Raw genomic sequence first — 10,823 nt, 5'->3', positions numbered from 1 at the left:
CGCCTCCCGGCGGGCGGACCATCCGGCCGCGAGCAGCGCCCCCACCAGCAGCACGCCGACCGCCAGGGCCGGGCACGAGCCCCGCCCGGGGCCGCCGCGCCCGAGCAGCCGACCGACACCCCATCCCCCGGCGATGGCCGCGGCCACGTACAGGGGCAGGTGCCAGTCGGCCACGCCGTAGTGCCGGATGTAGTCGAGGCCGATGCCCACCTGGCGCCCGGTGGCCACCGCGATGCCGACGGCGTAGGCGACCACGGCCGCCCCGCCCCACGCCCACGTGCGGCGTCGCTCGCGGACCAGGAGCCCCATCCCCGCCACGGCGCACGCCAGGGCGAGGGGGCCGAGCTGGCGCCACGGGGCCAGGGTCCGCAACCAGGCCGCGAAGAACCCGTCGGGCACCTCGCCCAGGGAGCGCGTCTCCCAGCCCCGGCGGGCCAGCGCCCAGACGAGCCGGCCGGGATCGGCCACGTGCCCCCAGTCCAGCGCCGGGTTCGTGCGGGCCCGCAGCATCATGGCGACGAAGACGAGGCTGCCCAGGCCGAAGCCGGCGGCGACCAGGGCCACCAGTCGCCCCCGGCCCGTCGGCCGGCCGGCCGCCAGCACGGCGCCGACCACGACGGCGCCGAGCACGAGCTGGCTGAGGTGGTTGCCGCAGGCGAGTCCCCACAGCAGGCCGAGCAGCAGCGGATGCCGGGCCGCCGGTCGCCCCCGCGCCGCCGCAGCCGCCAGATCGCCGGCCGCCAGCACGACCGCCAGACCGAGGGCCGTCAGCAGGGTGTACTGCTCGGTGACCACCGCCTGGTCGAGGAAGGCCCGGCAGCCGGCCAGGATCGCCCCCGCCGCGAGGCCGCCCAGCAGCGGCGCGGGACCCCGGTCGTCGTCACCGCCCGCGAGCGCCCGCCGCACGACCACGACCGCGAGCCCGACGGTGACCGCCCCCAGCAGGCCCGAGAAGAGGTTGGTGGCGCGGGCGGCGTCGGTCCAGGGGCCGAGGTGGCGGAAGATCCCGGCCAGCAGCACCCAGGTGGGGGCGCCGGGCGGGTGGGGGACGCCCCAGCAGTCGGCGGCGAGGGCGAATTCCCCGCTGTCGTGGAAGGTCAGGCCCGGCGCGGCGTGGCGCCAGGCCCAGGCCAGGAAGGGTCCGGCGCCGAGCACGAAGCCGAGCGCATCGGCGCGGCGACCGGACGGGAACGCCGGATCACCGGGCTTGCGGGCGTCGGGGCTCGGGGCAGGCATCGTCTCCGTCCGGCGGATGCGGGGTGGGCGCGGCGTCGGCAGCCGTCATCATCGCACATCGGACCGGGAGGTCAACCGGTGGGGCCGGGGTGCGGGCGCCGGCGTGGGCCGCGTCGGGGCTGGACTTCCCCGCCACCGGCGATACCATGACGGGACGGTCCGGGGCGCCGCCGCGCCGGCCATCGTGACGCCCACCACCGGAGGACCCATGACCGCGCCCGACCCCCTCGATCTGGCCACCCTGACCCTCGCCACCGCTCGCACCCTCGTCGGCCGCGTGTTCGTCCGGCGCCACGACGCCGGCCCCGATGTCGAGTTGCGCCTGGTCGCGGCCGAACCGGGCCGCCGCGATCCGGCCGACGCGTCGGGAGCCGACCGCCCCTTCTCCCTGCGCTTCACCGGTCCCACCGAACCGGTCCTCACCCAGGGCATGCACGACCTCGACCATCCCGAGACGCCGTTTGCGGGGCTCTTCCTGACCCGGATCATGGCCGCGGGCCCCGCCCCGGTCTACGAGGCCGTCTTCGGATGAGCGCGCCGGCCTCCTTCACCCTGCGCCCGGCCACGGCGGCCGACCGCCCCTTCCTCGAGCGGGTCTACGCCGAAGCGCGCGCCGACGAGCTGGCCGTCACCGGCTGGTCCGCCGACGCGAAGCTGGCCTTCTGCCGCAGCCAGTTCGCCGCCCAGGACGCCCACTACCGCGCCCACTATCCGGGCTGCGCGTTCCTGGTCATCGAGCGCGCCGGCCGGCCCGTCGGGCGCCTCTACCGGGCCCGGCTCGACGGCGAGATCCGGGTCGTCGACATCGCGCTGCTCGCGGCCGAACGCGGCCAGGGCCTCGGCGGCCGCATCATGGCCGACATCCTGGCCGAGGCGGCCGCCGCGGGTCTGGCCGTGCGGATCCACGTCGAACGCACGAATCCCGCCCGCCGCCTCTACGAGCGCCTCGGCTTCCGCGTCGTCGAGACCGGCGAGATGTACGATCTGCTGGCCTGCGATCCTCTCTCGTAAACCGGACTCTTTTTGTGGTACAATCAGGCCGTCACGTCTCTCGGCCTCGCGGGGACGTGGCCCGAGCCCGTCATCCCGTCCAAGGAGCGCCCCGCCATGTCCGATCCGTTCATCGGTGAGATCAAGATCGTCGGCTTCAACTTCGCCCCGACGGGCTGGGCCTTCTGCGACGGCCAGCTGCTGTCCATCGCCCAGAATTCGGCCCTGTTCTCGCTGATCGGCACCTACTACGGCGGCAACGGGACGACCAACTTCGCCCTGCCGGACCTGCGGGGCCGCGCCCCGATGCACCGGGGGTCGGGTCCGGGCCTGAGCCCACGCACGGTCGGCGAGGTTCTCGGAATCGAGTACAACGTCCTGACCACCGACCAGATGCCGAATCACACCCACGGCGCCCACCTGGCGTGCGCCACGACCGAGGGCGACCGCAGCGACCCCACCGGCGCCTTCGTCGCCCGGACGGAGGAGCCGATGCAGCCCTACGCCGGCAGCGGCGGCGCGACCATGGCCGCCGGCAGCGTGCAGATCGATCCGGCGGGCGGCGTCCAGCCGGTCTACAACATGCCGCCGAGCCTCGTGATGAACTTCGTCATCGCCCTGGTGGGCATCTACCCCTCGCGCAGCTGACGAAAGGCGGCCCGACCATGATGACACGACGCCAGTTCGTGGGGACGCTCGGCGGCCTGGCCGCCGCGACCGGGCTCGGGTTCGGCCTCGCCGGCCCGGTGCGCCGCCGGCTCGACGTCGCCGCGATCGACGCCGCCGTGCTGGCCCCGCTCGCCGGCCGGAGGATCACCCTCGTCGCTCCCGACGGCACCCGCCACGGGGCGCTCGTCACCGCCGTGAACAGCCGCCGCCGGCCCGGTCGCCGCGGCGCCCCGACCACCGAGCAGATGTCGCTGCTCGTCCGCCCGGACGATCCCGCGACACCCGGCGGCGACTACCGCCTGCACGCCGACGAACTCGACTGCGAGGCGATCGGCTTTTCGGCCGTCGGTCCGGACGGTCGGTGCCGGGAACTCGAGGCCGTGTTCACCCGCATCGTCTGATGCGTCCCCCATCCGGAAGGCCGCCCATGTCCGCCGTGACCCGCCTCCGCCTCTTGATCGCCCTGCTGCTCGTCCTGGGAGCCGGTGCCGCCCTGGCCGACGAGATCGGGCCCGACGACCAGCAGATCAGCCACACGGGCGCCCCCGGCACGACCGCCACCGACGCCTTCACGCCTGCGGTGGCCTACGAGGGCTCGAGCCAGCGCTATCTCGCCGTCTGGTCGGCCGACGAGACCGACGGCGACTTCCACATCTGGGGCCAGGTGCTGACCGGCGCCGGCGGCACGCCCTTCGGTGCGCCCTTCCGCATCAGCCCGGACGGGGCTCCCGGCTCGGACCACCGCCAGCCGGCCGTGGCCGCCGACCCCGGCCGCGGCCGCTTCCTCGTCGTGTGGTCGGGTGACGGCGCCCACCCCGGCGCCTATGAGATCCTCGGCCGCCTGGTCGGTTCGGACGGCGACCTGCTCGGCGCCCCCGTCCGGCTGAGCGACATGGGCGCCGGCGACGCCGACCCCGCGTTCGACGCCGTCACGCCGGACGTGGCCTGGCACCCCGACCTGGACGCCTACGTGGTCGTCTGGGCCGGCGACGACGACACGGGCCTGCTGGGCAACGGCCGCTTCGAGATCTACGGGCAGCTCGTGGCCGGCGGTGCGGGTGCCGAGACCGGCGCCAACGACTTCCGCATCTCCTACGCCGGCCCCGACGCCGCCGGCAACGACGCGCTGGCGCCGTCCGTCGCGGTCCGGCCCGGCACCGACCGCTGGTTCGTGGCCTTCGAGGGCGACATCGTCGACGACGGCGTGCACACGCCGGAGATCTTCATGTACGGCATCTCGGCCGACGTGCCCGACGGGGTGGGCGTCCTGGTGAGCGAGATGGGCACCACCTTCGACGACGTCTACACCGCCCGCCACCCCGATCTCGTGTGGGCCGAGGGCACCGGCGAACTGGTCTGTGTCTGGGACGGGCTCCACAACGACGGCACGCCCCGCGCCGTCTACGGCCAGCGCCTGAACCCGGACGGGACGCGGTCCGGCACCCGCCTCGACCTCTCGGCCGACACGGCTCCCGGAGGCTGGGTGATTCCCGAATCGACCTACCCCGCCATCGCCGTCGACCCGCTCGACGGTGGCTGGTTCGTGTCCTGGCGGGCCGAGGTCATCGGGCCCACGCCCCCCTGGAATTTCGAGGTCGTCGGTGGCCTCTTCGATGCCGCGGGCGCTCCGGCCGAACCGGACGCGTTCCTGGTCGGCTTCATGGATCCGTCCCTCGAACCGGTGCCCGGCGGCGGCCGGCCGGCCATCGCCCAGAACACGGACTTCGGGTCGCGGCTGATCACCTGGTCGGGCGACCTCGCCGCCACGCCCGGCGACGAACACGAGATCTTCACCCAGGCCTGGAACGGGGGCGGCCCCGGCAACGTGACCGACGTTCCCGGCACGACCTGGGTCTTCGCCCTGCACGGCGCCTCGCCCAACCCCTTCAACCCGATGACCACCATCGCCTTCGACCTGCCCACCGCGGCGCCGGTCACCCTGCGCGTCTACGACGTGGCCGGGCGCCTGGTGCGCACTCTGCAGGACGCGGCCCCCGGTCGGGCCGGTCGCAACGAGGTCCTGTGGGACGGGAAGGACGCCCACGGCCGCCAGGCCGCGTCCGGCGTGTACCTGTACCGCCTGCACACCCCGGAGCACGAAGCCCGGGGGCGCATGACGCTGGTGAAGTAGGCCGGCGGGACGGGCGCCGCCCGGTGCGCTCAGATCTCGTCCAGCCGCTCGCCCCGCCGCAGCCGCTCGCGCAGCCCCATCAGCCGCGCGTCGAGGGCCCGCAGCTCGTCGAGGTTGGCGCGCTCGGCCGGGCTGGGCTCGATCACCCGGCGCATGGCCCCGCCCTCGATCACCACGCGCCGGTCGCCCATCAGCGCCAGGATCGGATCATGGGTCGCCATGAGCACGATCTTCTCCTCGCGGATGAGGATCTCCAGGGCCTGCCGCCGGTCGATGCCCGCGTTCTCGATCTCGTCGATGAGCACCACCGGGCTCGCGCTCAGCACCGCCGTGTCGGCGATCATCAGGGCGCGCGACTGGCCGCCCGAGAGGCTGGTCACCGGGGTATCCAGGGCGAAGGGTTCGCCGGCCAGCTCGTTGGCCCACTCCCAGATGCGCGCGATCTTTTCCCCGGGCGCGGCGGCCTGCCGCGACTCGGCGTGCAGGGCCAGGAACTCGCGCACCGACAGGTCCATGACGAAGTTCATGTTCTGCGAGAGCTGGGCCACGAGCTTGTGCTGGGGGTCGAAGCGCCAGCGGTCGTCGGGCACGGCGCCGTTGATGGTGACGTGGCGGCCGGTGGGCGTGTCGCCGCGGGCGACCCACTCGATGTCGGCCAGCAACCGGCTCTTGCCGCTGCCGGTGGGGCCGACGATGCACACGACCTCGCCGACGCGGACGGTCAGCGCGGCCACGGCTTCCGGTGAGCCGTCCTTGGCCCGGCCGCCGGTGATGGCGATCTCGGTGACCTTCTCTTCCGCCGTGCCCAGGAATTCCTCCATCTCGCCGATGAAGGCGTCGAGGGCGACCAGGGCGTCGGTGTCGAGCAGATGCCCCACCACGACATCGGGCCTGTCGGCCACGTCCGGATGGCTGCTGCCGGCCAGATGCCCGTCGGCGAAGGGCCAACGGGTGAGCAGTTCGCCCACGGTCAGGGTGCGCAGGTCGCGGCTCACGGCATCCCTCCGAGCTCCTGCGGTCCGCCGTCGGTCTTGGCCCCGTCCGGCAGGTCGCCGCCCGCGCCGAGATCCATCTTGCGCACGTTGCCCATCTGGAAGTCCGACCCGATGCGCGTCTCGCCCAGGCAGTACGAGCACAGCGCGGCCGGCATGCTGAAGCGCAGGCGCTGCCCCTGCACCGTCGCCGTCTCGGCCGAATCGCGCCACAGGGTGCTCAGCTCGAAGCTGCCCTGGCCCGTGATGCCGTTCACGTGCAGGATGCGCGCCTTCGGGTTCACCGCGTGCACCCGCGCCGCGAAGACCTCGCGCTCGGCCTGACTGACGATGTCGCCCTTGGTGATCACGACCACGTCGGCGGCCTTGAGCATGGGCCCGATCTTCCTCGGCGTGTTGATGCCGCTGAGGTTGTCGATGACGCACACGGCCAGGATCTCGCGGATGTGCGGCGAGCAGCGGTTGCACAGGCCGGCGCTCTCGCTCACGAGCACGCTCAGGTCCTCGGCCAGGCCCCACTGCACGCACTCCTCGACGTTCGACACGAAGTAGTGGTCCGGGCAGAGGGCGCCCGCGAGGCCCTTGCGCACCTTGATGCCGCGGCTGCGGTAGAGCTCGTCGTCGTCGGTGTACAGGCAGTCGAACTTCACGACGCCCACCGGCGCGCCCTCGCGCTGCAGGTGCTCGAGGGTCTTGACGATGACGGCGGTCTTGCCCGCGCTGGGCGGGCCGCTGACGGTGACGAATCTCATGCCGGCGCCCCCGCGTCCCGGAAGACGGCGTTCACCCGGGGAATGAGCTCGCCCAGGTCGTGTTCGCGGATGAAGTCCCAGCCCAGCCACATCAGGGGCGCCTCGGCGGGCACCTTGTTCTCCACCTCGGGGTGGCAGCTGGGGAAGAGCCCCCGGTGGGCCATGATCTCCCCCACCTCGCGGCTGGCGAAGAACTCCGCCAGGCGCCGGGCCGCCGGCGGGGCGCTCCGCTTCAGCAGCATGAAGATCGGGCTGACGATGGCCCCGTCCCGCGGCCAGACGATCTCGGCGTTGGGGTTGAACTGGGCCATCTTCGAGAAGAAGTACGGGATCACCGAGACCATGGGCCCGGCGCCGCCCTTGGGCGCGAAGCGGCCCGCGGCCTGGCTCGGGTGCATGCCCGCGAGCAGGTTGCGCCCCACGGCGGCCACGCCCTCGTCGCCGAACTCCTTCCACAGCGTCAGCAGGATGCCGTTGAAGAGGTCGAAGTCGCCCACCGGCATGCTGATCTTCCCGCGGAAGCGTTCGCCCAGGATCTCGGCCCAGGTGCGCGGGACCTCCTCCCCCTCCCCGAGCTGCGTCCTGTCGACCAGGAAGACGGCGGGCACCACGCCGAGCAGGGCGTAGTGGCCGTCCGGGTCCTTCAGGCCGTACCCGGCCACCAGGGGGTTGTGGGTGTCCCAGCTGCAGTCGATGAACACGCCGGCGTCCTTGAAGCGCGCCATGTTGCGGCGGTCGAAGAACGCCTCGAAACCGGCGCTCAGGAAGATGTCGGGCAGGTCGTCCTCGTCGTTGAGCGACCGCAGCCCCTTCTCCAGCACGTCGGCGCCGACCGAGGCGGCGGCCAGCTTCACCCCCACCGTCAGGCCGGACTCGGCCTCGACGTCGGCCTGCACCTTCGCGAAGGACTCGAGCAGCGGGATGCGCACCGGGCAGGGCAGCAGGCCGGCCACCCGGATGTCGCCCGTGCTCGGGAAGATGGCGTCCTCGTCGGCGGTGGCGCCCGTCAGCGTGACATCCTCCGCCGCCGGGGCCGCCGCGGCCTCGAGCAGGCGCGTGAAGGCGTCGAGGTCCTTGCCCTTCATCTGCACGGCCTGGGCCAGGGTGACCAGGCGGCCCTGCTGCGCACGCTTCTGCGGGTCGCCCACGTGGGCGAAGCCGTTGGCCACGAAGACGTCGATGGTCGCGGGAAAACTCTCGGTGATGTCGTAGAGGGTCATCTCGGGGGTGATCGCGACGGGGGACATGGCGCCCTCACCTGGCTCGGCCCTCGGGCCTGTCGGAACTAATTGGACCTTTTTATCTAAATTAGTTCCGCCGCCGGAAAACGCAAGGCGGAATCCGCGGTCGTCAGGCAGGGATCACGAAGCGCAGCACGCAGAAGAAATGGAACGCCGTCCCGGCCAGCACGAACACGTGCCACACCGCGTGGTGGTAGGGGAACGCCCGCCAGGCGTAGAACACCGCGCCGAGGGTGTAGGCCAGGCCGCCCGCGCCCAGCAGGTAGAGCCCCTCCCGCGGCAGCGCCCGGCTGAAGGGCTGCGTCGCGATCACCGCCAGCCAGCCCAGGACGAGGTAGAAGCCCAGCGAGACCCAGCGCCACGGGCGCCGGAACACCACCTCGTAGATGATGCCCATCACGGCCAGTCCCCAGACGACGCCGAACAGGGACCACCCCCAACCGCCCCCCAGGCTCACGAGCAGGAAGGGCGTGTACGTGCCGCCGATGAGCAGGTAGATGGCGGCGTGGTCGAGCAGCTCGAAGACGAACTTCGCCCGCTGGGCCGTCAGGGCGTGGTACATGGTCGAGGCGGTGTAGAGGATGACCATGGCGGCGCCGAAGACCGTCACCGCCACCATCAGCCGCGCGTCGTGGGCCGGCGCCGCCCGCACGATCAGCAGCACCAGGCCGGCGATGCTGCCCAGCACGCCCAGGCCGTGGGTGACGGCGTGGGCGATCTCCTCGCCGGTGGAGAACTTGGCGTGTTCGAGTCTCTCGCTCATCTAGAAGGCCTCACCGAGGGAAAGGAAGAAGCCGGCGTCGCCGTTGCCGAAGCCGACGTCGGCCCGGATGTTCACCCGCTCGCGGGTGTCGATCATGAAGCGGAGGCCGCCGCCCACCGTCCACAGGCGGCCGGCCAGGGTCAGCGCCGACGGATCGGGCGCCACGTCGCCCACGCCCGCGAACACCACGCCGCCGAGTCGTCCCCACAGGGCGTCGCGGCGCAGTTCGGCCCGCGCCAGGGCGCACGTGCGGTCGCGGTACAGGGCGCCGCGGTAGCCGCGCAGGCCCTCGTCGCCGCCCAGGCGGGGCAGAGCCCAGAAAGGCACCGCCCCGGTCTGGCGCGTCAGCAGGGTCTGGCCGGCGAGGATGAGATCCGGCCCGAGGGACCGGTACCCGCGCAGGTCGACCACCACTTCGTCCAGGGCGTAGTCGCTGCCGAGAGCCTTGCCCGCGAAGCGCCACACGCCGTGCAGCCACAGGCCGCGCCGCGGCGACCACGTGTTGTCGCGGCTGTCCAGGGCCAGCGACGGGCCCAGCTTGACCAGGGTCGAGGTGCCGGTGCCGGCGAGCCCACCGAGGGACGACGCCCCCGCGGGCGAGAAGTTGCCCGTTTCCTGCCGCACCGCCCGCCCGTCCAGGCCCAGACGCCAGTCGCCCCGCACCGCGCGGGCGAAGCGCAGGTCGGCGGCCACGGAGCGGCCGTCGTAGGTGACCTCGTCGGCGTCGGGATCGGCGTCGCGGCCGATGCCGAAGTAGCTGTCCGGGAAGTCGATGTACGACGGCACGAACTCCAACTCGTTGCGGTTGGCGTCCCAGACCAGGTCCACGCCCAGGTAGATCAGCATCTGGCTCCTGGCCGTGTAGACGAAGGTCGGGCTGAAGACCGAGGGGCGCGGGTCGGGCGCGTCGTGGTCGGGATAGAAGAAGCGCAGGGCCACCGCGCCGAACATGAAGCCCGTGTCCGGGGTCGAACCCAGGACCGGCAGGTAGACGGTGCTGCCCGAGGCGCGCGCCGAGTCGATGGCCGCCGCGACGGTGCCCTCGCGGGCCGCGGGCCCGGCCTGTTCCTGGCTGCGAACGGCCCCGGCTCCCGCGCCCAGCAGCAGCCCGGCGACCACCGCCGCCGCGCCGATCCGCCGGCGCCGCACACCGTTCCGGACGTTGCCCCGCATTGACTTCCCCGTTCAGGAATGATTGACTCCGGATTCCGGCCGCCCGGCCGCGCGCCCTCCAACCTGCTCACCCCGGGGAACCGTGTCCATGAAAATCTCGCGCCTCATGCTTTCTTCACACCAGGGTCTCGGCCTGCTGGTGGGCCTGCAGGTCGTCTTGTGGATCACCGGCGGCTTCGTCATGAGCGCCCTGCCCCTGGAGAAGGTGCGCGGCGAGGACTGGGTGGCCGCCCCGGACCCCGCCGGACTGCCGGACGGCGCCCCCGCCCTGCAGGCCCCCGACGCCCTGGCCCGCGAACTCGGACTCGACGGCCTGACGGGCGCCCGCCTGACCACCTGGCTCGACCGGCCGGTCTACATCCTGGAGTCCGCCGGCGGCCCGGTCCTGGCCGACGCCGTCGCCGGCACGCGGCTGTCGCCCCTGGCGGCCGAGATGGCCCGCGAGGTCGCCCGGCGGGACTACGCCGGACCGGGCGCCGTCGCCGGGGTGCGCGAGCAGACCGAGCCGCTCATCGAGATCCGGGGCCGCGAGCTGCCCCTGTGGCGGGTCGACTTCGACGACTCCCGGCACACGACGGTGTACGTCTCGCCGCACACGGGTCAGGTCGTGGCCCGGCGCAACACCGTCTGGCGGGTGTACGACGTGTTCTGGATGCTCCACATCATGGACTACGGCGGCCGCGACGACTTCAACCACCCCCTGCTCGTGGGCGCGGCGGTGGTGGCGTGGCTGCTCGCCGTGTCGGGGGCCTGGCTGGTGGTGCTGTGGCTGCGGCGGCGGTCGCGGCGGCGACGCGGCGCGCGCGGGAGCTGAGCGACCCTCTCTCGCGGCGGCCGGCGCCGGAGCGGGCCGCCTCCCCCGCACTCGCAAAAACG

Annotated in this window: 12 protein-coding genes; 6 read left to right on the top strand and 6 right to left on the bottom strand. The window is 73.1% G+C overall.

What is annotated here, in order from left to right:
- Window positions 1-1,236: DUF2723 domain-containing protein (locus KDM41_07380; protein MCB1183238.1), on the bottom strand; the 1,236-nt coding region annotated here is incomplete at its 3' end.
- Between the two features lie 208 nt (window positions 1,237-1,444).
- Here KDM41_07380 and KDM41_07375 point away from each other — a divergent pair.
- The 5 genes from KDM41_07375 (at window position 1,445) to KDM41_07355 (ending at window position 5,026) form a co-directional block, all read left to right on the top strand.
- A complete protein-coding gene (locus tag KDM41_07375; protein ID MCB1183237.1) occupies window positions 1,445-1,768 on the top strand; it encodes a hypothetical protein in 324 nt (107 codons plus the stop codon).
- Entirely contained in the window at window positions 1,765-2,247 is a 483-nt protein-coding gene (locus tag KDM41_07370; protein ID MCB1183236.1) for a GNAT family N-acetyltransferase, read from the top strand. Before KDM41_07375 ends, KDM41_07370 begins: the two co-directional genes overlap by 4 nt.
- 96 nt (window positions 2,248-2,343) lie before the next feature.
- On the top strand, window positions 2,344-2,874 hold the full coding sequence (locus KDM41_07365; GenBank protein MCB1183235.1) for a phage tail protein: 531 nt from the start codon (window positions 2,344-2,346) through the stop codon (window positions 2,872-2,874).
- Between the two features lie 17 nt (window positions 2,875-2,891).
- Window positions 2,892-3,296, top strand: coding sequence for a hypothetical protein (locus KDM41_07360; GenBank protein ID MCB1183234.1), 405 nt, complete (start codon window positions 2,892-2,894; stop codon window positions 3,294-3,296).
- Window positions 3,297-3,322: 26 nt separating this feature from the next.
- Window positions 3,323-5,026 carry a hypothetical protein gene (locus tag KDM41_07355; GenBank protein ID MCB1183233.1) on the top strand — a complete coding sequence of 568 codons (1,704 nt, stop codon included), beginning with the start codon at window positions 3,323-3,325 and terminating at the stop codon, window positions 5,024-5,026.
- 29 nt (window positions 5,027-5,055) lie between these two features.
- On the opposite strand, the gene KDM41_07350 is transcribed toward KDM41_07355, so the two are convergent.
- From KDM41_07350 to KDM41_07330, 5 genes are all read right to left on the bottom strand, one after another.
- Window positions 5,056-5,847: an ATP-binding cassette domain-containing protein gene (locus KDM41_07350; GenBank protein MCB1183232.1), complete on the bottom strand. Its 792-nt coding sequence runs from the start codon at window positions 5,845-5,847 to the stop codon at window positions 5,056-5,058.
- Window positions 5,848-6,017: 170 nt separating this feature from the next.
- On the bottom strand, window positions 6,018-6,770 hold the full coding sequence (locus KDM41_07345) for a hypothetical protein (protein ID MCB1183231.1): 753 nt from the start codon (window positions 6,768-6,770) through the stop codon (window positions 6,018-6,020).
- Complete coding sequence (locus KDM41_07340; protein MCB1183230.1) at window positions 6,767-8,017, bottom strand: ABC transporter substrate-binding protein; 1,251 nt, start codon at window positions 8,015-8,017, stop codon at window positions 6,767-6,769. Before KDM41_07340 ends, KDM41_07345 begins: the two co-directional genes overlap by 4 nt.
- 103 nt (window positions 8,018-8,120) lie before the next feature.
- Window positions 8,121-8,774: a hemolysin III family protein gene (locus KDM41_07335; GenBank protein ID MCB1183229.1), complete on the bottom strand. Its 654-nt coding sequence runs from the start codon at window positions 8,772-8,774 to the stop codon at window positions 8,121-8,123.
- Window positions 8,775-9,947 (bottom strand): BamA/TamA family outer membrane protein, encoded by a 1,173-nt coding sequence (locus tag KDM41_07330; protein ID MCB1183228.1) that lies wholly within the window; start codon window positions 9,945-9,947, stop codon window positions 8,775-8,777. It lies immediately after the preceding gene.
- 88 nt (window positions 9,948-10,035) lie between these two features.
- On the opposite strand from KDM41_07330, the gene KDM41_07325 reads away from it, so the two are divergent.
- Window positions 10,036-10,761, top strand: coding sequence for a PepSY domain-containing protein (locus KDM41_07325; GenBank protein ID MCB1183227.1), 726 nt, complete (start codon window positions 10,036-10,038; stop codon window positions 10,759-10,761).
- The last annotated feature ends 62 nt before the right edge of the window (window positions 10,762-10,823 follow it).

Source organism: bacterium, assembly GCA_020440705.1.
Lineage (GTDB): Bacteria > Krumholzibacteriota > Krumholzibacteriia > LZORAL124-64-63 > LZORAL124-64-63 > JAGRNP01.
Note: the sequence above shows the minus strand (reverse complement) of the source record. Positions and strands in the feature narration are given on the sequence as shown.

Coding starts and splice junctions, on each gene's coding strand:
- KDM41_07375 (MCB1183237.1), top strand. CDS start 1,445: ATGACCGCGCCCGACCCCCTCGATCTGGCCACCCTGACCCTCGCCACC.
- KDM41_07370 (MCB1183236.1), top strand. CDS start 1,765: ATGAGCGCGCCGGCCTCCTTCACCCTGCGCCCGGCCACGGCGGCCGAC.
- KDM41_07365 (MCB1183235.1), top strand. CDS start 2,344: ATGTCCGATCCGTTCATCGGTGAGATCAAGATCGTCGGCTTCAACTTC.
- KDM41_07360 (MCB1183234.1), top strand. CDS start 2,892: ATGATGACACGACGCCAGTTCGTGGGGACGCTCGGCGGCCTGGCCGCC.
- KDM41_07355 (MCB1183233.1), top strand. CDS start 3,323: ATGTCCGCCGTGACCCGCCTCCGCCTCTTGATCGCCCTGCTGCTCGTC.
- KDM41_07350 (MCB1183232.1), bottom strand. CDS start 5,847: ATGGAGGAATTCCTGGGCACGGCGGAAGAGAAGGTCACCGAGATCGCC.
- KDM41_07345 (MCB1183231.1), bottom strand. CDS start 6,770: ATGAGATTCGTCACCGTCAGCGGCCCGCCCAGCGCGGGCAAGACCGCC.
- KDM41_07340 (MCB1183230.1), bottom strand. CDS start 8,017: ATGTCCCCCGTCGCGATCACCCCCGAGATGACCCTCTACGACATCACC.
- KDM41_07335 (MCB1183229.1), bottom strand. CDS start 8,774: ATGAGCGAGAGACTCGAACACGCCAAGTTCTCCACCGGCGAGGAGATC.
- KDM41_07330 (MCB1183228.1), bottom strand. CDS start 9,947: ATGCGGGGCAACGTCCGGAACGGTGTGCGGCGCCGGCGGATCGGCGCG.
- KDM41_07325 (MCB1183227.1), top strand. CDS start 10,036: ATGAAAATCTCGCGCCTCATGCTTTCTTCACACCAGGGTCTCGGCCTG.